Source organism: Bacillus sp. FSL R5-0512 (assembly GCF_038593295.1).
Lineage (GTDB): Bacteria > Bacillota > Bacilli > Bacillales > Bacillaceae > Bacillus > Bacillus safensis.
The window spans coordinates 2,783,367-2,805,860 of record NZ_CP151982.1 but is presented as its reverse complement, the minus strand read 5'-3'; the positions used below and the strand labels follow the sequence as shown (position 1 = coordinate 2,805,860).

Below are 22,494 nucleotides of genomic sequence, written 5' to 3'. Positions count from 1 at the left end.
GCTCAAATTAAGCTTTAAAATCTTTTAGTTCATCACGTGTTGCAGGGATTTTCACTTCACCCTTGATGATTTTTTGTTTCCATTCTTCAACTTTCTTTAATACATCTTTATCAAGGTTTTCCTTAGATGGAGAGATGTCAAGAGCGCCTTCTTTCAGACCGTATGTGATCACTTCACCGCCAGGGAACTTACCTTCTTTTGCTTTCGTTGTTAAGTCTTGTACCGCTGTGTCTACTTTCTTAACCATAGAAGTAAGGGTGACACTTTGTTTTGTTCCAGGTACTTTTCCTTCGTCATACTGGTCTTTATCTACACCGATAACCCAAACTTTACGGTTAGGATCTGCTTTTTTCAGGTTTTTCGCTTCTGTGAAGACACCAGTTCCAGTGCCGCCAGCAGCATGATAGATGATGTCGACGCCAGATTTGTACATGCTTTCAGCTGTTGCTTTCCCGATGTCAGCCTTATCGAATGCACCGACATATTTCACTTCAACTTTTGCTTTCGGATTAGCTGCTTCAACACCTGCGCGGAAGCCAACTTCGAATTTTCTGACTAATTCAGAATCAACGCCGCCTACGAATCCAATTTTGTTTGATTTTGTAGAAAGAGCAGCCGCAACACCCACAAGGAATGATCCTTCGTTTTCGTTAAATACAATGCTGGCTACGTTGTCTTTTTTCACGACTGCATCAACGATCGCAAAGTGGTTTTTCTTACGTTGATCCGCAATTTCAGAAATAGCATCTTCCATTAAGAAACCAATTCCGTAAATCAAGTCGAATTTCTCACGAGCAAGTGTGTTTAAGTTTGTTGTATAGTCAGCATCTGATTTAGATTGTAAGTAATCAAAGCCGTTTTTACCTTTTTTTAGATTGTTGTCTTTCCCAAATGCTTGTAAACCTTCCCAAGCTGATTGGTTAAACGATTTGTCATCGACACCACCGACATCAGTTACCATTGCAACAGTGAATTGATCTTTATCTTTTTTGCTTTCACCGCTGTTTGAGCCAGAGTTGCCGCATGCTCCAAGGATGGTTCCTGCTGCTACGACTAAGGACAATGCTAGTCCAATTTTGCGCTTCTTCAAAACATAACCCCCTATAAAATTTAAAAGTTTCAGAAAAGTCTCGCGAAAAAAGACCGATCTATCTCTTCTCACCCTTCTGAAGAGGGTATTTTATCCTGCTTTCTCATGAAACTTATGGAGGGCAGGAGAGAAGATGTAAGACATCAGACTTATATCTCGTTGAACTAATCAATCATAATTTATCATTTCCGATCGAATAAATAAATAGAAATTTGTTTTATTTTTAAAAAAATGTTAAATGGGTTTATTTGATGTCTTTTTATCTGCTGAAATATGATATAATGCCGCTTTTGTGATGTGCTTCGCTACAGCAGAACTACTGATATCAAGGGGTTTGTTACATCGTATGCCATAAAAAAACATCTGGCCTTTGTGAAAGGTCAGATGTAGTATTTTAAAGATATTGCTGAATCAAATTCATATTGCTCGTGTTCAGTTTATATTGGAAAACAGGACGTCCAATTGTCCCATATGCCATTTCAACATCCACCACTTCGATATCCTCAAGGAACTTCAAGTATTTTCTAATGGAGACTTGAGAGATTTCTGTATGATTGGCTAGGTCTTCGGTTGTGAAAGCCTGCTGGCCAAATGATTGAATGCTTGTCCAGATGAGTTTAAGTGTGCTTTTGGTCAGTCCTTTTGGCAAGAGGACTTTTTCCGCCTCTGCTTTTTTATGAAAAAGCTTCGCATCTAAATCATTTTGCGAAATGCTGTTCATGGATTGATACAGGGCGTGTTTCCGTTTGTACTCTGCCAGTGCTGATTGGAATCGTTCGAACTCAAAAGGCTTAATTAAATAATCAACTGCTCCGTTTCGCATCGTTTGCTGTACAACATCAACTTCATTTGCAGCCGAAATGACAATGACATCAACGGCATGATTTTGCTGGCGAATTTCTGTTAGTAATGCCAGTCCATTTTGACCAGGCATATAAATATCGAGCAGGACGAGGTGTATGACTTCTGTTTTTAACACTTCAAGTGCCTGCTGAAAGGAGGTGGCAATCCCCTTTAACTCAAAGCCGTCGATTTGGGTCAGGTAGCGTTTGTTCAGCTCCCCAACCATTGGATCATCTTCTACTATTAACACATTAATCATGTGAATCCTCCTTTTGTTTATATGGAATGCGGAGACTAAAGGTCGTACCTTCTCCTTTTTCACTCGTGACAATCATATGTCCGTTCAATTTCTTGATGCTTTGGTCAACGAAGTAGAGTCCGAACCCTCGGTCTTCTCCTTTAGTTGAAAAGCCTTGATCAAACATGATGTCTTGTTCTTCTTTCGTGAGACCAACACCTGTGTCCGTGATTTCAATGTGAAGCTGCTCATGGACGTATCTGAAGGAGATCGAGATGTTTTTCGTGTCAGTATGTGAAACAGCATCGAGTGCGTTATTTAACAAGTTGCCAATCACGGTAATGAGATCATGCGTCACTGCCGGGTCCTCCGTATTTGGCACTTGTGTGCTGCAAATAACCTCCAAGGCAGCGCCTTGTTCCCTGATATAGCTTTGTTTTCCTAGTAAAAATCCTGCTAAAACAGAGTTTTTCACATGGTTGATGATTTCATTTGTTTCCGTTTGCTGATAGATCGCAATATCTTTGATATAGGTGCCAAGATCATCGTAGTTTTTGAGCTGAACCAATCCTAAAATGACATGCAGCTTGTTCATAAATTCATGTGACTGGGCACGGAGCGCATTCGCATACATTTTGACCCCGCTAAGCTGTTCAGCCAGATGTTTCACTTCTGTTTTGTCACGGAAGGTGGCGATGGCTCCGACAATTTCACCTTTTACCGTAATTGGCACTTCATTAAAGACGAGCTCCAGTCCATTCATTCTCACGTCACGATCAAGCAGCGGCTTGCGTGTTTCAATGACCTGTTTTAAGCCGCTTGAAGGGAGGAGAGTTTGAACATCTTGTTCTCTAGGATCAACCATAATGCCCATATTATGAAAGAGCCGTTTTGCCTCTGCATTGGCCAGTTTGATTTTACCGTGCTGATCGACGGCAAGAATCCCTTCTTTTGTTGATTCTAGCATGGCGCTTCGTTCTTTTAACAATGTGGCGATCTCATCCGGCTCAAGTCCAAACATAATCTTCTTCACTTTTCTTGCCACAATGAGTGCCCCGATGATGCCAGATAGAAGGCTGAGTGATGTGACGAAGTAGAGTGGAAGTAAGCTTTGATGAATAATCAAGTCAATTTCCTTTAACGTAATCCCGACGGCCACAGCTCCAAGCTGCTTTCCATTTTGATCATAAACAGGAACAAAAGCACGCATGGATCTGCCGAGTGTTCCAGAAGCCGTACTAATATGTTCTTTTCCCTGTAATGCTGCTTTTTCATCACCGCCGGCAAACCGCTTTCCAATCTTCTGCGGATTCGGGTGTGTTTTGCGGATACCGTTCATATCCATGACGACAACGAATTCGGTTTTGGTGATTTGCTGAACACTTGTTGTATATTTTCGTAATGCGGAATATGAATGATTTTCTAATGATTGTGCGGTGATCGGTGCCTCTGCGACCATTTTGGCAGTAGAGAGAGCAATGTCACGTTCCTGCTGATGGATGTTCTTGGCTGTTTCCGACCATATCGTAAAGAATGTGATACAAAGGGAGATCAGGACAACGATGCACACAAAGATCGTCAGCCGTGTTTGCAGTCTTAAAGTTTTTTTCACGAGTATACCCCTAACGCACGATTTTTTCGTAACAGTAATACTTTAACGGGAAAATGTAAGTTTGTGAAGGAATGTACGTGCAAAATCATAAATTTGATTTTGCTGTCAGTTTACTTTGAAAGCATCTTGTCAATCCGTTTTAAGTGAGCCATAATAAATGTGAGCTTATGAGAAAGGATCTATTTATGAAAAATACATATTTGACTGGATATTTTCCGCTGATTTCAATTTTACTATTCAGCTCTGCTTTTTCGATTTTCACAGTAGGTATCACAACTGATTTCTTGACTCAAGCAGGTATTTTAAAAGGAATGCTGGAATTTTTCTCAGAACAGGGCATCCGTCTTGCTCTCTTTGCTGCTTTTGCACTTGTTTATTTTATGATCTTATCTGCCTTAAAACTGATTGCAGATACGGTATTAGAGCTGGCGCTGCTCTTTTTCGCTAAGGACCCTGAAGGGGAGAACTTAAAGAAAATTCGGATTGCATCCGTTGTTTATTTATTTGCCAGCTTGCTAGCATTTCTGTTGACGCAGCAGCTCATTCTGCTTGTTGGACTTTTTGCATTAGCAAGTCTTGTCTATTTTATCTGGGTTGTGGTTCGCATTTATCAATCGCTTTCTATGCTGAATTTGATTGGGTTTATGATGTTTATTCTGCTGTTTTGGGCGACGTTTTTGATCGGTATTTTGTACTTATTTATTAAGCTTTATAACAGTGTGATGGCAAGTCTGCCTTCATAAGCAGACAAAGAAAGCATCCTCCAATGATGGAGGATGCTTTTTTTATGAAAGAAACCGCTTTTGAATATCGGGTGTAGGCATCATACAAGATGTTTTTTGACCAAACCATTTATAGCGATTTTTTGCCATCAGCTGATAAAAACAATCACGGATTGGGCGAGGTATGGCAAGGAGTAAATAGCTCCATCTGTAGATTCCTTTTAAATGCCGCGCGGCTTTTAAGATGCCTGTCGATTTCGTATACAGGGTCCCTTTTTCGATATAAATGAATGAATTGAACTCATCTAAAGGCAAACCGTTTTCCTTTAAAATACGCTGCCCTGTATCTGATTGTAATGAAGCGAACATCATCCGTTCATTCGGATCGCGCTTAATCACAAACTGAACAGCGCCGCTGCACACGTTGCAGACACCGTCAAATAAAATTAAATGGGGTGGATGTGTTGAATGCATCGCAATCAAACCTCCTGTTTATCTGGCGTATTGCATCGTATTTTTCCAAATACGTAAGTGCGGGCTTGAATTGTAAATCGATTCGACCGTTCCTCTATCTCTTCCGACCCAGACACCCATTGTGTACTGATCTGTCAGTCCCACAAACCAAATATCTTTGTAGTCATTGGATGTCCCTGTTTTACCACCGATGTAAGGGGCATTGAAATTCGCTTTTTTCCCTGTCCCACTTTTCACAACGGAGGTAAGCAGCTTACGCATCGTTTCATTTGTACGCTGAGAATATACTTGCTTTGGCGACTCTTTCCACTTGTAAAGGGTCTTACCGTTTAAGTCTGTCACTTTTGTGATCGAATGACTTTGTGTGTAGGCTCCTTGGTTGCCAAAGACGGTATATGCATCTGTTATTTCTAGCGGTGAGAAGCCTTTCGTAAATCCGCCAAGTGCAGAAGGAAGGCGGTAATCATCCGCTACAATATGCTCAAATGAGAACTTCTCTAAATAGCTGAAGCCTTTTTTGACACCTACTGTATCCAGCATTCGGATCGCAGGGGTATTGTAAGAATGTTTAAAGGCTGTTTCAAGTGTGACTGTACCATACGTTTTATGATTATAGTTCTGCGGACAGTATCCGCTGCTGCAAAACTTGCCGGCACTGATGGTGCTTGAAGCCGTTGCGCCGGTTTGATCAATATAAGGTGCATAGTCTAAAAGCGGTTTAATTGCAGAACCAGGCTGTCTTTGCGCTTGATAAGCGTAGTTAAAATCAAATTTCTTATAGTTTTTCCCGCCAGCAAGTGCAACAATTTGATGCGTTTCATGATTAATGACGGCTGATCCGCCTTCCACACCTTGGTAAGGCAATTGAGCATTGAGCTGATAGACGGCTCTTTGCTGTAAGGAAGGATCAAGCGCCGTATAAATTTTCACACCATCCTGGAGCAGGGCACTGACCTTTTCGGATAATTCTTTTTGAATCGCCTTTTTCGCTTCAGTTGTTTTGGCTTTCTTCAATCGTTTTGTAAAGCCCTCCTGATCAGACACAAGATCGGTAAACTCTTCATTGGCATATGTCACATAGTCAGGGTATAGGTTTTTCTTTTCACTTAAAGAAAGGCTGATTTTTTCTTTGACGGCTTTTTTGTATTGCTTTTTGGTGATGACGCCATCTTTCTTCAAAATACCAAGCAGTCGTTCTTGGCGTTTCTTTGTGTGCTTGAACTGCTTTAATGGGTCATACAGTGTTGGGTTGTTTGGAATAGCAGAGATAAATGCCATTTGTGCAAGTGTTAAAGAACTAAGCGGCTTATCAAAATAGTAATTAGCCGCAGAACCGACACCGTAAACACCATTACTGAAATAAATCGTATTTAAATAGCTTTCGAGAATTTCATCCTTCGAGAATTTCCGCTCAAGTTCATAGGAATAGAGCAGCTCTGTAAACTTTCGGCTGAATGAACGTTCATGGCTTAAATATAAGTTGCGGGACAGCTGCTGTGTGATCGTACTCGCTCCTTGGCTGATGCCATGGTTTTTGACGTTTGCAGCAAGGGCACGAACAACCCCCATAAAGTCAATTCCCTTATGGTCATAAAAGTTGCGGTCCTCTGAACGAAGGAACAGCTCCTTCACAGGTTCAGGGATTTTATCGTATTTCACGAACACCCGGTTCTCATCGTTTGAGACGATCTCGGAGATAAGAGAACCATCCCGGTCATACATATAACTGTTTTGGGAAAAATCTATCTTTTCCAGCTTGATTTTTTGATCAAGCACTTCGTTAACAGGCTTTACACTTGCAGCTTCTTCCTTTGATAGATAAAAAGTCAGAACAAATAATGGGATGAGGGCAGCAAGTAATAACCAACCAATAATTGCACGAAACATGAGGTCACTCACTTTCTTCAATTTTCTAGCCATATCGTACCATTCTTTTGCGAATACGAGAAGGTTATTTTTAGAAAAGAATGGGCGTGAAGTCTAGTGAATAAGGCTTTTACGCAAGAAAAAAGAGTATCTGAAGATGATCAGACACTCCTTTCATTCGTCTTCGCATGCGAGCGGACCGCCCATAAGAATAATGCGCCAAACAGAAAAATGCCGGCAGTGACATAAAAGACAGCTGGAATCCCGTAATGACTCGCCACAATGCCTCCGATCACCGGACCGACGACATTCCCAAGAAAACGGAAGCTGACATTGTATCCGAGCACTTCCCCTTGCATAGAAGCAGGTGCTTTGATCCGGATATACGCCGTCGTACACGGAATAATTCCGCCAAGTGCCATCCCGTATAGGAAACGGAAAATGACTAACATGACGTACGAATCCGCCATCGCTTGCGGTATGAATAAAATAGAGGAGAGGATGAGAAGGGCAAGCAGCACCTTGTCGTGACCAATTCGATCTCCGAGATCCCCCCATTTTCGCGTGAACAGCAAATTGCCAAGTCCAGTTGCAGAAAAAGCAAGCCCCGCATAAAAAGCGAGATTGACAGGACCATGTAAATCATGAATGTATAAAGCCAAAAGCGGCTGTATGCTAAAGTTCCCTACCTGCGTAATAAACGTTAAAAGCATCGTGACCACAAGCAAAGGCTGTTTGAAAATGTGAATGAGTACATCCTTCCGTGAGTAAGAAACTCGCTTTGCTTCTTTTGACCGGATCGGCTGTTCCTTTACTCCGAAGACAATCACAATAGCTGACACATAAATGACAGCCGCTGTGAGGAAAAACGTATAAATAAATCCGACGCTGTCTGCCATGAATCCGCCCATTAACGGACCAAACAATCCTCCGGCGACATTACTCATCTGCATCGTTCCGAGGGTTTTACCAGCAGTTGCCTTTTCAGTCTGTGCAGAAATCAGTGCCATTGAAGTCGAGATAAAGCCTGTGACAAGCCCCATGAAGAGCCTTAGTGCAAATAGCTGATACACGGTGTGCACAAGCCCCATTAATAGAATACTTGTGGCGATGCCAATACCGTTAATTAATAATATCTTTTTATAGCCATGCCGGTCGCCAATCCGCCCCCAAATCGGAGAAATCAGGAAGGCTGTTAAAAACGTGACCCCAAAGACATAGCCGCTCCATCTTTGAACAAATTCATTTGAATAGCTGCTATCAAGAGATTCTATGTAAAGTGATAAAAAAGGGACGATCATTGTAATACTCGCAGATACAAAAAAGTTCACAAACCACATGATGTACAAGTTTTTCTTCCTGTTTGTGATAGAGACCACCTTCTTTATTTATTTCGTGTTCCTTAATAATTATATAGGAAAATAAACGATCTTTCATCAGATGAATAGGTTGGGCATAGTGAATCTGCATTATTTTCACGAAAATGAAGTGATTTCAAGGTCCGTCTTAATATAATGGTATGAGAATGAAAAGCTGACGAAAAAGTGAGGTGAAACTGGTGGAACAGAAGACGGTGCTTGTGGTCGATTTTGAATTTACGATGCCTGATGGAAAATATCATCCACAAAACTTTTTTCCTGAAATTATTGAAGCTGGGGTAGTGAAAGCAGCAGATGAAACGATCATAGACACATTCTCTAGCTACGTCAAACCGAAAAAGTTCCCGAAGCTGACGAAGCGCTGTAAATCTTTCCTCGGAATTACGCAGGAGGATGTAGAGAGCGGGATTTCATTTGAGGCGTTTATCGAGAAGCTCGTGTCACTTGATGGGGGAGAGAATTGTGAGATTATTACGTGGGGCAACATGGACATGAAGGTACTGAAGCAAAATTGTATGCTCAATCATATTACCTTTCCTTTTAAGGGGAAGCTGAGGGATCTGGCTTTTGAATATAAAACCTTTTTTGGTGACCGCACACTGACAGGGCTTCGAAAAGCGGCAAAGGAATACGGCAGTGAAGGAGCTGGTAAGCATCATAAAGCACTCGATGATGCCATGACGACTTATCAGCTGTTCACCCTTTTTGAAAAAGACAGAGCCTATGTGGAAAATCCGCAAACAACCAAAATTGGTGAGCTGATCGATTTCTCACATTTTTTTGATTCGGCTGATTAGCGGACGTCTTCTGGAAAATAATCTTTTTCAAGAGAAGATAGGCACGCTCTTGATTTTTCAGCCCATTTAGAATCATCCGCACGGAGTGCTTGTTTCAATTTATCTACAGCTTCTTTCAGTGACTCTTCATAATCAGGTATATCGCCATCATAAGGCTTCACCATATGATGAGGAATATTTGTTTGTTCTCTATAGGCCAAAGCCCGCCTCTCTTGGAAAAAAGGCACGTCTGCTTCTTTCGGATGATGCAGGTCGCCTTGAGTGGGATGGGTCAGAACGGCTTTTACTTGAACGAGATAGGTCGATGGTTTCACTGCTGTCACTTCCCCAACGTATACACCTGTTTTATAAAAACCTTTCACAACTTGTCCAATTTGAATGTCTGTCATGTGAAATTCCTCCAATTCCTTCTCATCGGAAGGTATTTCATTTCTTTTAGCCAATATAGTGAAGTAAACGAGCAAAAGGGGGGGAATGGCGAATGATGTCGTTCATCGTACTTTTTCTACTATATTTTCCTGAAGATAAAAGGGAGTACATCCCAGCGGCTATCACCACGGTGATTTTCTTTATTGCTGCGTTTATTTGTTTTCGGCTCATCGTTCGTGCATCTAAGAAGCAGGAGCGCATAGATGAAAAAAGAACAAAAAAAATGGATTAATCATTTTCTTCTTGTATCTTCAGGAAATTTCACGGTGACGGTTGTTCCAGATTGCAGCGAGCTTTTGAAACGAATGGTTCCATGGTGATTTTCAATAATAGAAAAAGTCACTGTCAGCCCAAGCCCAGTCCCTTTATTTTTCAAGGTGTAATAGGGTTCGCCAAGCTTTTTCATTTGGCTTTCTGTCATACCTACACCGTTATCAACGAAATAAAGGCAGATCTTATGATTTTCTTTTGAAGCAAAAAGTTCTATTTTCCCTTCATGTTCAGGAGCCGCTTCTATCGCATTTTTGATTAAATTAATCATGACTTGCTTGATCTTCGTTACATCCCCTTGAATGTATAAGTCAGGTTCAATGGATTGATGAATTGTGACCGATTTAAAATTCGCATAGGATGTCATCAGTGATGCACATTCCTCAAGTAATTTAGAGAGATTAAGAGATTCAATTTGATAATAGTTTTGTTTTGCAATGTCAAGATAGCTCGTGATAATGTCCTGCGCACGGTCTAACTCGGACAGAACGAGATTCTTATAATCTTTATTGGCAGGTGGTTCTTTTGTATTATCACTCGAAAAGAGCAATTGAATAAAGCCTCTCACAACTGTCAGCGGATTGCGTACTTCATGGGCAACGCTTGCAGCAAGTTCACTTACAATGGTCAGTTTTTCTGACTGGACAAGCTGTGATCTCATTTCCGCATTTTCTTTCACGAATTCAATGGAATAGATACTGAGCACAAGAAAGAATATGTAGTAAAGAGTTGAGAAAAATAACTCAAGGAGCTTTTGCTGCATAATAAAAGCTGGGCTGTATGCCATTAAGCTGACCGCAAGCAGGCCAATGTAAATAAAGAATCCTTTGGATAAACCGATAAGCACTCCGTAAAACAGCTTATTTGGCTTCGAATATTGATGCCATTTTCGGTAGAACAGGAATGGGATGAAAAAGTAAATTGGGACAACGATGAGCCCAATCCATAAGAAAGAGCCGTACATCACGAATTTGACAATGATGCTTATCAAGATGGCAACGATCCCCGCCATGTATCCTCCGTATAAAATAGCAAGCACAAGGGGAATGGATTGAAGCCCAGTCTGCAAATCTAAAATCGAACCAACTGGATACATAATACATAGTGCTGAAGAGATGGATGCGAATACTGTGATGAGCAGTTTATTCGTTTTTGGGAAATGAGCAGGGGTCCGGCTTAGCCATAGCGCATGATATAAAAAGATTGGAAATAGAATAAAAGATACATGGAGCAGAAAATCCTTGAACATTTCCATTTAAATGCTCTCCTCGTAAATAATTGTAATTCCTCTCATTATATCATTTCATGTACAAAGTAGATATGATAAAAGGAGGGTTTTTTTCTTTAAAAAGAACACCCGTTAGGATGTTCTCAGATTGTTGACAAAGGGCTAAAATGATCTTGATTTTAGCCCTTTGTCTTCTTTTCAGCGTGATAGAAAACCTTTGAAGTCTAGGAAGGACGAGTACTGGCGCGGAGCGAATTTGACATTCGTGAGCACCAGCACGCAGGACTGACAAAGAATGCGAGGGTTTGTCTACACGCTGAGAACACCCGTTAGGATGTTCTTTCTATCGTATAGGTCTTATTCAGCTGATAGCGTGAACGCTTGGTGGAGACGTTTCAGTCCTTCTTTGACTGTTTCAGCAGGACAGCCGAGATTCATCCGAATAAAGCCGTCTCCTTCGTGTCCGTACACGTGGCCAAGCTCTAGGATCACTTTCCCTTTTTTCAGCAGATTCCGTTTCAATTCCGCTTGACTGAATTGATAATCCCGAATGTCCAGCCACAATAAATAAGAAGCATCTGGTTTCATATAACGCATATTTGGAAGATTTTCGTCGATATAGTCCATCGCCGTTTTCATATTGCCTTCGAGATAAAGAACAAGGGCATCAAGCCACTCATCCCCGTGGCGGTATGCTGCTTCCATTGCTGGAATCGCAAAGGCATTCAGTTTGGACAGTCCGTTTCTTTGCACTTCATTCGTGAAAAGGGTTCTTTTTTCTTCATTTGAAATGATAATAGCAGATGCCTGGAGCCCTGCTAGATTAAAGGTTTTACTCGGCGCAATACACGTTACCGTGATATGTGCAATGTCGTCAGAAAGGCTGGCGAAGGGCACATGCTGATTCCCGTAAAGCATCAAATCCGAGTGAATCTCATCTGAAACGACTGTGACTCCATGCTTCACACATAGGTCTCCGACTCGCTTTAATTCCTCTTTTGACCATGCTCTTCCGGACGGATTATGCGGATGGCAAAGGAACATGAGCTTTGCTTGTGGTCTGCTCAGTTTTTTCTCTAAATCATCAAAATCCATCATATAGCGGTTGTTTTCTATTTTTAAAGGATTGGTTGAGACTGTACGTCCATTTCGTTCAATCATTTGATAAAAAGGTGTATACACTGGTGACTGTATAACTACTTCGTCGTGCGGTGCTGTAAAGGCTTGAACAGCAAAACTAAGTGCCGTTACAATTCCTGGTGTGAAGGTGACGGCATCTGTCTGAATTGTCCATCCATGTCTTCTTTTGAGCCATCCAGCGACTGCCTGCTGCGTATCCTGATCTTGAAATGCATAGCCAAATACACCGTGGTCTAATCGCTCTTTCAATGCATCAAGGACGACCTGCGGCGCTTTAAAATCCATATCAGCCACCCACATCGGGAGGGCATCTGTTGTCAGGAACAAAGACTCTGCTTGATCCCATTTCACTGATTTTGAACCTTTACGTATGATCTGTTCGTCGAAATTCATGAAACCCACCTCTAGCTGTTTTTCAACCATTCTTGGTTGTGCTAAAATAAACATCACAAAATTTATTATAAGCGGTGATATCGATGAAAGATAGTCAAGCTGTAGAAGAGATGATTCAATTCATTAAGGCATGGGACCCTTTTCATTATGGAGAGGATTTTTATGAAACGGAGCCTGCTGACGTCATCAGTGCATTATACGACGCAGAAGACCCGTTATCTTTAGCAAAAGAGATTCAAGCCATCTACCATCACTCATTTGAACAGCTTCTTCCGCTAGAGAGCTGTCAGCATACAGCGAATCAGCTTTTTGCCATAAGAGACAGCAGCTCCTGTTCACGCTAAGACAGGCTGAACTGTCCGATTTGATCAGACACAAAGACCGGATTTTCCTCAGGAATGAGGTGCCCGGTTTTTTTTAATGCATGCATGGTTGAATTTGGCAGATCTTTGTGCAGTCTTTCGCCTATTTGAATAGGAACGATTCGATCTTCCTCGCCCCAAATGAGCAGCACGGGTGTTTCCATTTTCTTTAAAACGTCCGAGGTCAAATCTCCTTCCCGGTGCCGAATCAAACGAAATATCCCCCGAAAGATTTGATCATCTGAAAACGGCTTTAAATAGCCGTCGACCATCTCTTGATCAATGATGGAATGATCATGCACAACAGCCGTTAAATTTTTCATAATGCCCTGTTTTAAAAGCTTTCTTTTTAGATACAGATAAAAATAAGGAATATATGTGCTGTAAACAAGTGATCTTTTTGACTTATTCAAATAGCCAGAGCTGCACAATAGAACCGCCTTTTCAAATAGGTCCGGCCGTTCAGATGCAGCGTATAAGGCGATTTGTCCACCCATTGAATGACCCACTAGAATCGCATGCCGAATCTGTAAATAACCAGCTAGCTCTATAATAATTTTTCCCATGTTGCGATAGCTGTAAATAAACGTATTCGACTTCTCGGACTGTCCAAATGGCGGCAGATCAATTGCAATTAAATTGAAGTCCTGTTTCAGAAGCGGGATGAGCTTTCGATAGCTGAAGGTAGAAGAGAAGAGACCGTGAATTAAGATCAATGTCTTTTTGCCTTCATTTGGATAGTGCTCGTAATAGATATCTAAACCGAATGTACTTTTCATATAAGCTGGCTGAACAATGTCCACATTCTTCACTCCGATACTTGATACTCTCTCTGTTAGGTGACTGTATTGTACCCTAAAAAGTGGATTTTAAGCTATTATTAGAATCTTTTCCCTGCTTAGCATAATGGGAAAAACGTGCTATAATGTTCAGAAGATTTTTTAAAACTAGCTTTTATAATCTGAGGTGTGAAATCAAATGAAACTAACAGAAAAAGAAACTGAAATATTAGAGATTTTAGATGAAAACAGCCGCGCCGATTTAAATACAATTGCAAAAATGGCAGGCGTGACAACAGAAGAAGCCGAAGCCATCATTCAAAAACTTGAAGATCAAAAAGTCATTATTGATTATTCAACCATGATTGACTGGCGAAAAGTGGATGGTCATGAAGGCGTTACAGCAATGATTGATGTAAAAGTGACACCAAAAAGAGGCGTCGGATTTGATGAAATTGCTGAACGGATTTATCGGTTTCAGGAAGTGGAGTCTGTCTATCTCATGTCAGGTGTTTACGATCTTTCCGTTGTGATCCGCGGAAGATCAATGTCTGATATTGCCCGCTTCGTATCTGAAAAATTATCGACACTTGATTCCGTTGTTTCAACAACTACCCACTTTATTTTGAAAAGATATAAACATGATGGGAAAGTGTTTGAAACAGGAGACGATGACAAAAGAATCGTGGTGTCTCCTTAAATGAAAAAGTCTTATTTATCTGAAACGGTACAAAGCATTCAGCCGTCAGGTATTCGGAAATTCTTTGATTTGGCTGCCACAATGGAGGGGGTTATCTCCCTTGGTGTCGGCGAGCCAGATTTCGTGACAGCTTGGAATGTCAGAGAGGCAAGTATTATGTCATTAGAACAAGGGCTGACCTCTTATACGGCGAATGCAGGTTTAATTTCTTTGCGAAAAGAACTGAGCCACTATTTATATAAGCGGTTTCACATTAACTACAGTCCAGAAGAAGAACTCATTATCACAGTTGGCGGAAGCCAGGCACTTGATTTGGCCTTTCGTGCGATTTTAAACAGCGGGGATGAAGTGATCATTCCAGAGCCTTGTTTCGTAGCATACGGGGCACTTACGACACTTGCAGGCGGCGTGCCTGTCTATTTAAGTACAACCGCTGAAAAAGATTTCAAAGCAGATTCTGCTGATCTTCGCACAAAGCTGACGCCGAAGACAAAAGCCATTTTGCTTTGCTCGCCATCAAATCCGACTGGGTCTGTTTATTCAAAGGAAGAGCTTGAAGATATTGCTCAATTTGCGAAAGAGAATGACCTGCTCATTATTACGGATGAGATTTATGCAGAGCTGACATACGATGAAGCTTTTACAAGCGTGGCGGCTATTCAAGATATGAAGGAAAGAACGATCTTGATCTCAGGCTTTTCTAAAGGGTTTGCCATGACGGGCTGGCGTTTAGGATATGTGGCAGCACCACCTGTACTGCGCGATGCCATGCTGAAAATACATCAATATTCTATGATGTGCGCGCCGGCGATGGCACAATATGCGGCAGAAGAAGCATTAAAAAATGGGCTTGAAGATGTAGAGAAAATGAAGAAAAGCTATAGAAGACGCCGTAATTTGTTTGTCGGCTCCCTTAATGAACTAGGACTTACATGCCACCAGCCAAATGGAGCGTTTTACGCGTTCCCATCGATTAAAAGCACAGGCATGACGTCAGAACAATTTGCTGAGGAGCTGCTCCTAAGCGAAAAAGTGGCCGTTGTTCCTGGGAATGTTTTCGGACCGAGCGGTGAAGGTCATATCCGCTGTTCATATGCTTCGTCACTTGATCATCTTCAGGAATCACTTTCAAGAATTCAGCGCTTTTTGCAGGCTCGACAAGTGAAGGAAGAAGCATCAGCCATCTTAAAATAACATCAGCCATCTTAAAATAAAAAAAGGCATCAATCCAAATGGACTCATGCCTCACAAATTAGGGGGGAATACTAGAAAGCATTCTTGTTTTCAGGTATTCCCTCTTTTGATCTCATCTAAACCCATTTAAAAAATATTTTGCGTAACTGCCTGTTCTGTGATATAGTTTTTAATTGCGTATAAACGAATATTAAAACATTTATTTAGGAGTTGTTATCATGGCGACAAAGTTTGAAGTAGGCAGTGTTTACACTGGTAAAGTAACAGGATTACAAGCGTATGGTGCGTTTGTTGCATTAGATGAAGAAACTCAAGGACTTGTGCATATTTCTGAAGTAACACATGGCTTTGTAAAAGACATCAACGAGCACCTTTCAATTGGTGACGAAGTACAAGTAAAAGTTCTTTCTGTTGATGAAAATGCAGGTAAAATCAGCCTTTCTATCCGTGCGACACAAGATGCACCTGAAAGAAAAGAAAGCAAACCAAAGAAACAAAGACCACAGCAAGTGAAAGAAGAAGCTGCTGCACCACAAGGTTTCAATACGCTTAAAGATAAACTTGAAGAGTGGATTGAGCAATCAAACCGTAAAGACCTTATCAAGAAATAATAAAAAAGCACCGCTTCAAACGGTGCTTTAGATTGTTGACAAAGGGCTAAAATTTTAGCCCTTTGTCTTCTTTTTCAGCGTGATAGGAAACCTTTGAAGTCTAGGAAAAGCGGGCACTTTTGCGGACGAATTTAGAATTCGTGAGCACCAGCGCGCAGACCTGACAAAGAATGCGAGGGTTTGTCTACATGCTGAGGCTGCCTCATGTAGGCAGCCTTTTTTATGTCCTTTTATTTAACGAACTTCTGGGTTCGGCTCGTCACGGCGAACAGCTTCTTCGCTTGGTTTGAACAACAGACCAAGGTTGACAAGACCTGCAATTCCAACAAGACCATAAATAATACGTGATAATGCAGAACCTTGTCCGCCAAAGATCGCTGCTACTAAGTCAAATTGAAAAAAGCCGATTAGTCCCCAGTTAATAGCACCGATAATCGTGAGCACGAGGGCAATACGCTGAATAGCACTCATCGTGATTCCTCCTTTCGCTACAGCATCAATACATTTATATTTTGCAGATTTTTAGCCAAACTATGCGTAAGAAAATGGATGAAAGCAAATTACTTTACTTTTGGAATGAATGAGGCGCATAATGTAGCGCGAGGAGGAGATCACATGGATCGATTTACTTATTGGAACCCAACGAAATTAATTTTTGGAAAGGGAGAAGTATCAGCCCTTTCAGATGAACTCAAACACTACGGAAAAAACGTATTACTTGTATATGGTGGAGGCAGTATTAAACGAAACGGCCTTTATGACCAAGTTGTCAGCATCCTAAAAGAATCAGGAGCTGCAATCACTGAACTTGCTGGTGTGGAGCCTAACCCGCGCTTAACAACAGTAAGAAAAGGGGTCGAACTTTGCAAAGAGAACGACATTGATTTTATTTTGGCAGTTGGCGGCGGCAGTGTCATTGATGCGACGAAAGCAATCGCAGCTGGTGCGAAGTACGATGGAGATGCTTGGGATATCGTGACACGCAAGCACGTCCCAATGGAAGCTATTCCGTTCGGTACTGTGTTAACACTTGCCGCAACAGGCTCTGAAATGAACTCTGGATCAGTCATCACAAACTGGGAAACAAATGAGAAGTATGGCTGGGGAAGTCCAGCAGTTTTCCCGAAATTCTCTATTCTTGATCCAGTCAACACATTCACTGTGCCTAAAAACCATACGATTTATGGCATGGTTGACATGATGTCACATGTGTTCGAACAATATTTCCATCACACAGAAAATACACCTTACCAAGATCGTATGTGTGAAGGACTTCTTCGCACTGTCATTGAAACGGCACCGAAGTTGATCAACGATCTAGAGAACTATGAGCTCCGTGAAACGATTCTATTCACTGGCACAATTGCGCTTAATGGCATGCTTTCAATGGGGGCACGTGGTGACTGGGCTTCTCATAACATTGAGCATGCAGTATCAGCTGTTTATGATATCCCCCATGCAGGCGGTCTTGCAATCTTGTTCCCGAACTGGATGAAACATGTGATTCAAGAAAACCCAGGCCGTTTTAAACAATTAGCGGTCCGTGTATTCGATGTAGATCCTGCGGGCAAAACAGATGAAGAAGTCGGCTTAGAAGGAATTGACAAGCTGTCAGCTTTCTGGACAAGTCTTGGTGCACCAAGTCGTTTAGCGGATTATGACATCAACGATGAGAAAATTGATTTAATTGCAGACCGTGCAATGGCACGCGGTGAATTTGGTCAATTTAAAAAGCTGAACAAAGAAGATGTTTTAGCCATTTTGAACGCTTCTTTATAATTGAACAATAAAGGGATAGCTGCTTGCGGGCAGTTATCTTTTTTTGAGTTCATCGTGTACATATGTTACAGTAGTCTTTCATGTTTTTGGATATATTCGTTGTAAGGAGATGTTTCAACAGATGGAGAATTTTATTTACTATAATCCAACAAAATTGATGTTTGGAAAAGGACAGCTAGAAGGACTCAAAAGCGAACTCGCTCGTTATGGAAAACGAGTGTTACTTGTATATGGCGGAGGGAGCATTAAGAAAAATGGTCTTTATGACAATGTCATCAGAGCGTTAAATGAAGCAGATGCAGAAGTGTTTGAGCTGTCTGGCGTTGAACCAAACCCGCGCCTCACAACAGTGAAAAAGGGAATCGATATCTGCCAAAAGGAGAACATTGATTTCTTATTAGCCGTTGGCGGCGGAAGTGTGATCGACTGTACAAAAGCAATTGCAGCCGGAGCAGAGTATGACGGTGATGTGTGGGATATTATTTCAAAAAAAACAACCGCTCAAAAAGCACTGCCGTTTGGCACAGTGCTGACACTTGCAGCAACTGGTTCGGAAATGAATCCAGACTCTGTCATCACAAACTGGGAAACGAATGAAAAATATGTGTGGGGCAGCTCTGTCACTCACCCTGCTTTTTCAATTCTAGACCCTGAGCATACGTATTCTGTGCCAGAAAACCAGACGGTGTATGGTATGGTCGATATGATGAGCCACGTTTTTGAGCAATACTTCCATAATGTGAAAAACACGCCTTTACAGGACCGGATGTGTTTTGCTGTTCTTCAAACAGTCATCGAGACAGCACCAAAACTGCTGGAAGACTTACAAAACTATGAGCATCGTGAAACGATTCTATATGCAGCAACGATTGCTTTAAATGGCACGCTGCAAATGGGTTACTTTGGCGACTGGGCGTCCCATACGATTGAGCATGCTGTATCGGCTGTCTATGACATTCCGCATGCAGGCGGGCTTGCTATCCTCTTCCCAAACTGGATGCGCCACACGCTCGATCATAATGTAGAACGTTTTAAAAACCTTATGCTGAACATGTTTGACATCGAAACAGACGGAAAGTCAGATCGTGACATCGCATTAGAAGGGATCGACAAACTGTCAGCGTTCTGGACAAGTCTCGGTGCACCAAGCCGTTTAGCGGATTATGATATTGGTGAAGATCAGCTGGACAAAATTGCCGACATTGCAGCAAAAGAAATGGAATACGGTGGTTTTGGTAACTTTATGAAACTTAACCGTGATGATATTCTATCCATTTTGAAAGCTTCTTTATAATCCAGATTGCCGCTTCTCATCAAGAGAAGCGGCTTTTTGCCATGCCAGTGACGATCACTTGATTTCAAAAGCTAGTTCCGCTAAAGTGAAAGGGACAGAACTAACGTAATGGAGGGCTTACAAGCGATGACACATATTCAATTTGACTACTCGAAAGCGTTACCTTTCTTTCAAGAACATGAGCTTACATATTTAAAAGATTTTGTGAAGGTAGCCCATCATAATATTCATGAACAAACGGGTGCAGGCAGTGACTATTTAGGCTGGGTGGACTTGCCGAAGCAATATGACCGCGAAGAATTTGCCCGCATTAAAAAAAGTGCAGACAAAATTAAATCTGACTCTGACGTCCTGCTCGTTGTCGGAATCGGCGGGTCATATCTAGGGGCACGTGCCGCGATTGAATTTTTGAACCATTCTTTCTATAACACTTTGCCAAAAGGCAAGCGCAAGACACCGCAAATCATTTTTATTGGAAACAACATCAGTTCTTCTTATTTAACAGATGTAATGGATCTATTGGAAGATGCAGATTTCTCCATTAACGTGATTTCAAAATCTGGTACAACAACAGAGCCAGCCATTGCGTTCCGCATCTTTAAAAAGCTCCTCATTGAAAAATACGGTGCTGAAGAAGCGAAAAAACGTATTTATGCGACAACTGACAAGGCACGCGGTGCACTTAAAACATTAGCAACTGAAGAAGGCTACGAATCATTTATCATCCCGGATGATGTTGGTGGACGCTATTCAGTATTAACAGCAGTCGGTCTTTTGCCAATCGCTGTGAGCGGTGCAGATATTGATCAGATGATGGAAGGTGCAGCAAAAGCAAGCGAAGACTTCGCTTCATCGGAGCTTTCTGAAAATGCGGCTTACCAATATGCTGTCGTCCGCAATGTCCTTTACAATAAAGGCAGAACGATTGAAATGCTGATTAACTATGAGCCAGGTCTGCAATATTTCGCAGAATGGTGGAAGCAATTATTCGGTGAAAGTGAAGGGAAAGATGAAAAAGGAATCTATCCTTCATCTGCTAACTTCTCAACAGATCTTCATTCACTTGGTCAATATGTTCAAGAAGGAAGAAGAGACTTGTTTGAAACAATCGTGAGTGTAGACAAGCCTCGACATGAGCTTGTAATTGAAGCAGAAGAACAAGACCTTGATGGCTTGAACTATCTGGCAGGAAAAACGGTTGATTTCGTCAATAAAAAAGCATTTGAAGGAACGATGCTTGCCCATACAGATGGAAAAGTACCGAACCTTATCGTGACAATTCCTGAGATGGATGCTTATACATTCGGATACCTCGTGTACTTCTTTGAGAAAGCATGTGCGATGTCAGGATATTTACTAGGCGTCAATCCATTTGATCAGCCTGGAGTAGAAGCTTATAAAGTGAATATGTTTGCTTTACTAGGAAAACCAGGCTTCGAAGAGAAAAAAGCTGAGCTTGAAAGCCGTTTAAAACAATCATAAGAACAAAAAGCACACCTTTTCATAAAGGTGTGCCTTTTTTGTTTTCTTCAGGTTCCTGTGCAAGCTTTCCTGTGTGCTGTACATAGAATAATGAATGGAGGAGGGTGAAAAATGAGGACGAATCATATATATATTCATGATATTTCTGGGCAGGCGATCGTTAACTTTGGCAATGTCGGACGCATTTGTTCTAAGAGTGCTACGAAGGAAACAGCGGGTTCCGGCAGTGATAACGAGACGAATCAATCATCCAATCAAAGCCTGTTTGATGCCGCGTTTACAAACAATGTACAAATCACGAGGGGGAAATGTATGAATTCCTCTCTTTAACGAACCCTATACAAAAAGGAGGGTTTCGTATGATTCATGTACCATCCAGGCTGCCTGGTGAAAGCTTTTCACTTTACCATTTAGAAGAAACGATGAAGCCGCTCGGTTATGTCATTAATGGCAACTGGGATTATGATCACGGGTATTTTGATTATAAAATTGATAACCGTGATGGCTATACCTTTCTCAGAGTTCCTTTTACAGCCGAGAAAGGCCAGCTCGATCAGCCAGGTGTTGTGGTGAAAATGGGACATCCATTTCTCTTAAAGCATGTCTATCAAGATAAGTTAGATGATCATGCGATGGTTGGAAATGTGGGTGCATCCTTTAATCAATTCCAAGAACCAAAAGAGAAAGATGGGGATGTATCAAAGGCTTATGCTGAGATTGGCTTTTCGCTCGTCAAGGAATTAGAAGACGCACTGCTTTAAAGGCTGATCAATTCATCCTCTGGATGAAGCTCATAGCCAAAGGGAGGATTCATCATGGGTCCTTCTTTTTTTTGTACGCCAACGATAATTACATGATGCTCTAGAAAGTGATGGAGCGCCGTTAAGAATGTTTCTCCAGCCAATGAAGCCGGTACAGGTATGATGGTGACGTGTTTATGCAGCGTCATATGTCGTTTTTTCTTAAACGCCGTAAGCTGTTCCTTTATCAGAAAATGTTCAACCATTAAATGATTGACAGCATCAGAGGTATGAATGACTTGGTTGGCGCCAGCACGCTCGGCATTCTTCACGTAACGATCTGTTAAGATTTCAATTAAACAATATAGAGAAGGGTTTAATCCTTTTGCTGCAAGTAAGGTTAAAACACTCTGCATATCGGCTGTCACTTCATTTTCATGCTGATCCGCGGTAATCATGATTGCATCTGCACCGGTAATGTTGGCTTTACGAAGTGTGACATCTTCGGTCCCATGTCCTTTAATAAAATGAACATTTTCCAAAAGAGGCCCTTCTTTCAAGGAGTCATCAATCAGCACAATCGGCATGGCTGGATCAATCGTTTGAAACGACTGAAGCAGTTTGTTTGTCTTCTCATTCCAGCCGACGATAATGAGGTGTCCATTCCCCTTAAAGGCTACCTTGCCCTCAACATAATGGTGCTGCTTGCTGAATACAGCGGCGGCAAGTGTGGCGAAATAAGCGGTGACAAAGCTGGCTCCGATAAAAATGAGCGCCATACCTGCCACCTGCCCTGGCATGGTTTGCGGCACAAAATCACCGTAACCAACCGTAGAGACTGTAATAAGCGCCCACCAGATCCCATCAAAGATCGTATGATATTGCTTCGGTTCAAGTAAAACGATTAATTGTCCAAAAAAGAGAAGCAAGAAACAGATGATAATGGCAATTCGAAGATAAAGTGGCCACCTTAGCCAAGCGATAAAGATACGGTTTGATTTCATCGGACTCTTCCTTTCAGGAGGCTGCTAATGTCAGTATGCCCGATTGAGGAAACATTTTTTCATCTTCG

Annotated in this window: 24 protein-coding genes; 12 read left to right on the top strand and 12 right to left on the bottom strand. The window is 41.7% G+C overall.

The features are described 5' to 3' along the window. Nucleotides 1-7: 7 nt before the first annotated feature. The 3 genes from NSQ25_RS14530 to malK all read right to left on the bottom strand — a co-directional run bounded on the left by NSQ25_RS14530 (nt 8) and on the right by malK (nt 3,783). Nucleotides 8-1,090 (bottom strand): BMP family protein, encoded by a 1,083-nt coding sequence (locus NSQ25_RS14530; RefSeq protein WP_326135719.1) that lies wholly within the window; start codon nt 1,088-1,090, stop codon nt 8-10. 394 nt (nt 1,091-1,484) lie between these two features. Continuing rightward, nucleotides 1,485-2,192 carry a response regulator gene (locus tag NSQ25_RS14525; RefSeq protein ID WP_024423307.1) on the bottom strand — a complete coding sequence of 236 codons (708 nt, stop codon included), beginning with the start codon at nt 2,190-2,192 and terminating at the stop codon, nt 1,485-1,487. After that, nucleotides 2,185-3,783 carry a malate sensor histidine kinase MalK gene (gene malK, locus NSQ25_RS14520; RefSeq protein ID WP_024425933.1) on the bottom strand — a complete coding sequence of 533 codons (1,599 nt, stop codon included), beginning with the start codon at nt 3,781-3,783 and terminating at the stop codon, nt 2,185-2,187. Before malK ends, NSQ25_RS14525 begins: the two co-directional genes overlap by 8 nt. Before the next feature lie 185 nt (nt 3,784-3,968). On the opposite strand from malK, the gene NSQ25_RS14515 reads away from it, so the two are divergent. Beyond that, the gene (locus NSQ25_RS14515) at nt 3,969-4,526 is read left to right on the top strand and encodes a YufK family protein (RefSeq protein WP_024423305.1); all 558 of its coding nucleotides are present in this window, start codon (nt 3,969-3,971) and stop codon (nt 4,524-4,526) included. A gap of 42 nt (nt 4,527-4,568) precedes the next feature. On the opposite strand, the gene NSQ25_RS14510 is transcribed toward NSQ25_RS14515, so the two are convergent. The 3 genes from NSQ25_RS14510 to NSQ25_RS14500 all read right to left on the bottom strand — a co-directional run bounded on the left by NSQ25_RS14510 (nt 4,569) and on the right by NSQ25_RS14500 (nt 8,185). Then, entirely contained in the window at nt 4,569-4,979 is a 411-nt protein-coding gene (locus NSQ25_RS14510) for a thiol-disulfide oxidoreductase DCC family protein (RefSeq protein WP_326135718.1), read from the bottom strand. Nucleotides 4,980-4,997: 18 nt separating this feature from the next. Beyond that, nucleotides 4,998-6,899, bottom strand: a complete 1,902-nt coding sequence (locus NSQ25_RS14505; protein WP_046313357.1) for a transglycosylase domain-containing protein — start codon at nt 6,897-6,899, stop codon at nt 4,998-5,000. Between the two features lie 107 nt (nt 6,900-7,006). Continuing rightward, entirely contained in the window at nt 7,007-8,185 is a 1,179-nt protein-coding gene (locus tag NSQ25_RS14500) for an MFS transporter (RefSeq protein ID WP_251027195.1), read from the bottom strand. A gap of 218 nt (nt 8,186-8,403) precedes the next feature. Here NSQ25_RS14500 and kapD point away from each other — a divergent pair, with 218 nt between their 5' ends. Further along, nucleotides 8,404-9,021 carry a 3'-5' exonuclease KapD gene (kapD, locus tag NSQ25_RS14495; RefSeq protein ID WP_046313361.1) on the top strand — a complete coding sequence of 206 codons (618 nt, stop codon included), beginning with the start codon at nt 8,404-8,406 and terminating at the stop codon, nt 9,019-9,021. Here the strand turns inward: kapD and NSQ25_RS14490 are convergent. Further along, nucleotides 9,018-9,410 carry a kinase-associated lipoprotein B gene (locus NSQ25_RS14490; protein WP_025094193.1) on the bottom strand — a complete coding sequence of 131 codons (393 nt, stop codon included), beginning with the start codon at nt 9,408-9,410 and terminating at the stop codon, nt 9,018-9,020. The two genes, kapD and NSQ25_RS14490, sit on opposite strands and share 4 nt — an antisense overlap. Nucleotides 9,411-9,502: 92 nt before the next feature. Between NSQ25_RS14490 and NSQ25_RS14485 the strand changes: the two genes are divergently transcribed. Then, nucleotides 9,503-9,682: a hypothetical protein gene (locus NSQ25_RS14485; protein WP_034282549.1), complete on the top strand. Its 180-nt coding sequence runs from the start codon at nt 9,503-9,505 to the stop codon at nt 9,680-9,682. Here NSQ25_RS14485 and NSQ25_RS14480 read toward each other — a convergent pair whose 3' ends face one another. Beyond that, nucleotides 9,683-10,975 carry a HAMP domain-containing sensor histidine kinase gene (locus tag NSQ25_RS14480; protein WP_034282546.1) on the bottom strand — a complete coding sequence of 431 codons (1,293 nt, stop codon included), beginning with the start codon at nt 10,973-10,975 and terminating at the stop codon, nt 9,683-9,685. 330 nt (nt 10,976-11,305) lie between these two features. Further along, nucleotides 11,306-12,481: a MalY/PatB family protein gene (locus tag NSQ25_RS14475; RefSeq protein WP_326135717.1), complete on the bottom strand. Its 1,176-nt coding sequence runs from the start codon at nt 12,479-12,481 to the stop codon at nt 11,306-11,308. Between the two features lie 83 nt (nt 12,482-12,564). On the opposite strand from NSQ25_RS14475, the gene NSQ25_RS14470 reads away from it, so the two are divergent. Then, nucleotides 12,565-12,825 (top strand): DUF1871 family protein, encoded by a 261-nt coding sequence (locus NSQ25_RS14470; RefSeq protein WP_034282542.1) that lies wholly within the window; start codon nt 12,565-12,567, stop codon nt 12,823-12,825. Here the strand turns inward: NSQ25_RS14470 and NSQ25_RS14465 are convergent. Beyond that, a complete protein-coding gene (locus tag NSQ25_RS14465) occupies nt 12,822-13,622 on the bottom strand; it encodes an alpha/beta hydrolase (RefSeq protein WP_240491055.1) in 801 nt (266 codons plus the stop codon). The two genes, NSQ25_RS14470 and NSQ25_RS14465, sit on opposite strands and share 4 nt — an antisense overlap. Nucleotides 13,623-13,821: 199 nt before the next feature. Between NSQ25_RS14465 and NSQ25_RS14460 the strand changes: the two genes are divergently transcribed. From NSQ25_RS14460 to yugI, 3 genes are all read left to right on the top strand, one after another. After that, nucleotides 13,822-14,322, top strand: a complete 501-nt coding sequence (locus NSQ25_RS14460; RefSeq protein WP_003213765.1) for an Lrp/AsnC family transcriptional regulator — start codon at nt 13,822-13,824, stop codon at nt 14,320-14,322. After that, on the top strand, nt 14,323-15,516 hold the full coding sequence (locus NSQ25_RS14455; protein WP_065215234.1) for an aminotransferase: 1,194 nt from the start codon (nt 14,323-14,325) through the stop codon (nt 15,514-15,516). A 218-nt stretch (nt 15,517-15,734) separates the two neighbouring features. Beyond that, complete coding sequence (gene yugI, locus NSQ25_RS14450; RefSeq protein ID WP_007500519.1) at nt 15,735-16,127, top strand: S1 domain-containing post-transcriptional regulator GSP13; 393 nt, start codon at nt 15,735-15,737, stop codon at nt 16,125-16,127. Nucleotides 16,128-16,361: 234 nt separating this feature from the next. Here the strand turns inward: yugI and NSQ25_RS14445 are convergent, their stop codons facing one another. Further along, nucleotides 16,362-16,598 (bottom strand): DUF378 domain-containing protein, encoded by a 237-nt coding sequence (locus tag NSQ25_RS14445; protein ID WP_003212952.1) that lies wholly within the window; start codon nt 16,596-16,598, stop codon nt 16,362-16,364. 144 nt (nt 16,599-16,742) lie between these two features. Between NSQ25_RS14445 and NSQ25_RS14440 the strand changes: the two genes are divergently transcribed. The 5 genes from NSQ25_RS14440 (at nt 16,743) to NSQ25_RS14420 (ending at nt 21,443) form a co-directional block, all read left to right on the top strand. After that, the gene (locus NSQ25_RS14440) at nt 16,743-17,906 is read left to right on the top strand and encodes an iron-containing alcohol dehydrogenase (RefSeq protein WP_034282535.1); all 1,164 of its coding nucleotides are present in this window, start codon (nt 16,743-16,745) and stop codon (nt 17,904-17,906) included. 121 nt (nt 17,907-18,027) lie between these two features. After that, nucleotides 18,028-19,200 (top strand): iron-containing alcohol dehydrogenase, encoded by a 1,173-nt coding sequence (locus NSQ25_RS14435; RefSeq protein WP_326135715.1) that lies wholly within the window; start codon nt 18,028-18,030, stop codon nt 19,198-19,200. Nucleotides 19,201-19,326: 126 nt separating this feature from the next. Then, nucleotides 19,327-20,682 carry a glucose-6-phosphate isomerase gene (locus tag NSQ25_RS14430; RefSeq protein WP_041107612.1) on the top strand — a complete coding sequence of 452 codons (1,356 nt, stop codon included), beginning with the start codon at nt 19,327-19,329 and terminating at the stop codon, nt 20,680-20,682. 111 nt (nt 20,683-20,793) lie between these two features. Next, nucleotides 20,794-21,012, top strand: a complete 219-nt coding sequence (locus NSQ25_RS14425) for a spore germination protein (RefSeq protein WP_046313371.1) — start codon at nt 20,794-20,796, stop codon at nt 21,010-21,012. A 29-nt stretch (nt 21,013-21,041) separates the two neighbouring features. Beyond that, a complete protein-coding gene (locus tag NSQ25_RS14420) occupies nt 21,042-21,443 on the top strand; it encodes a YugN-like family protein (RefSeq protein ID WP_024423291.1) in 402 nt (133 codons plus the stop codon). Here the strand turns inward: NSQ25_RS14420 and NSQ25_RS14415 are convergent. Beyond that, nucleotides 21,440-22,426: a potassium channel family protein gene (locus tag NSQ25_RS14415; RefSeq protein ID WP_034282528.1), complete on the bottom strand. Its 987-nt coding sequence runs from the start codon at nt 22,424-22,426 to the stop codon at nt 21,440-21,442. The genes NSQ25_RS14420 and NSQ25_RS14415 overlap by 4 nt on opposite strands. Nucleotides 22,427-22,494: the final 68 nt, after the last annotated feature.

Bases quoted from the DNA above. Each gene is read 5' to 3' on its own strand.
- NSQ25_RS14525 (WP_024423307.1), bottom strand. From the start codon at position 2,192: ATGATTAATGTGTTAATAGTAGAAGATGATCCAATGGTTGGGGAGCTG.
- NSQ25_RS14515 (WP_024423305.1), top strand. From the start codon at position 3,969: ATGAAAAATACATATTTGACTGGATATTTTCCGCTGATTTCAATTTTA.
- NSQ25_RS14510 (WP_326135718.1), bottom strand. From the start codon at position 4,979: ATGCATTCAACACATCCACCCCATTTAATTTTATTTGACGGTGTCTGC.
- NSQ25_RS14505 (WP_046313357.1), bottom strand. From the start codon at position 6,899: ATGGCTAGAAAATTGAAGAAAGTGAGTGACCTCATGTTTCGTGCAATT.
- NSQ25_RS14500 (WP_251027195.1), bottom strand. From the start codon at position 8,185: ATGTGGTTTGTGAACTTTTTTGTATCTGCGAGTATTACAATGATCGTC.
- NSQ25_RS14490 (WP_025094193.1), bottom strand. From the start codon at position 9,410: ATGACAGACATTCAAATTGGACAAGTTGTGAAAGGTTTTTATAAAACA.
- NSQ25_RS14485 (WP_034282549.1), top strand. From the start codon at position 9,503: ATGATGTCGTTCATCGTACTTTTTCTACTATATTTTCCTGAAGATAAA.
- NSQ25_RS14480 (WP_034282546.1), bottom strand. From the start codon at position 10,975: ATGGAAATGTTCAAGGATTTTCTGCTCCATGTATCTTTTATTCTATTT.
- NSQ25_RS14475 (WP_326135717.1), bottom strand. From the start codon at position 12,481: ATGAATTTCGACGAACAGATCATACGTAAAGGTTCAAAATCAGTGAAA.
- NSQ25_RS14470 (WP_034282542.1), top strand. From the start codon at position 12,565: ATGAAAGATAGTCAAGCTGTAGAAGAGATGATTCAATTCATTAAGGCA.
- NSQ25_RS14465 (WP_240491055.1), bottom strand. From the start codon at position 13,622: ATGAAAAGTACATTCGGTTTAGATATCTATTACGAGCACTATCCAAAT.
- NSQ25_RS14460 (WP_003213765.1), top strand. From the start codon at position 13,822: ATGAAACTAACAGAAAAAGAAACTGAAATATTAGAGATTTTAGATGAA.
- NSQ25_RS14455 (WP_065215234.1), top strand. From the start codon at position 14,323: ATGAAAAAGTCTTATTTATCTGAAACGGTACAAAGCATTCAGCCGTCA.
- yugI (WP_007500519.1), top strand. From the start codon at position 15,735: ATGGCGACAAAGTTTGAAGTAGGCAGTGTTTACACTGGTAAAGTAACA.
- NSQ25_RS14445 (WP_003212952.1), bottom strand. From the start codon at position 16,598: ATGAGTGCTATTCAGCGTATTGCCCTCGTGCTCACGATTATCGGTGCT.
- NSQ25_RS14440 (WP_034282535.1), top strand. From the start codon at position 16,743: ATGGATCGATTTACTTATTGGAACCCAACGAAATTAATTTTTGGAAAG.
- NSQ25_RS14435 (WP_326135715.1), top strand. From the start codon at position 18,028: ATGGAGAATTTTATTTACTATAATCCAACAAAATTGATGTTTGGAAAA.
- NSQ25_RS14430 (WP_041107612.1), top strand. From the start codon at position 19,327: ATGACACATATTCAATTTGACTACTCGAAAGCGTTACCTTTCTTTCAA.
- NSQ25_RS14425 (WP_046313371.1), top strand. From the start codon at position 20,794: ATGAGGACGAATCATATATATATTCATGATATTTCTGGGCAGGCGATC.
- NSQ25_RS14420 (WP_024423291.1), top strand. From the start codon at position 21,042: ATGATTCATGTACCATCCAGGCTGCCTGGTGAAAGCTTTTCACTTTAC.
- NSQ25_RS14415 (WP_034282528.1), bottom strand. From the start codon at position 22,426: ATGAAATCAAACCGTATCTTTATCGCTTGGCTAAGGTGGCCACTTTAT.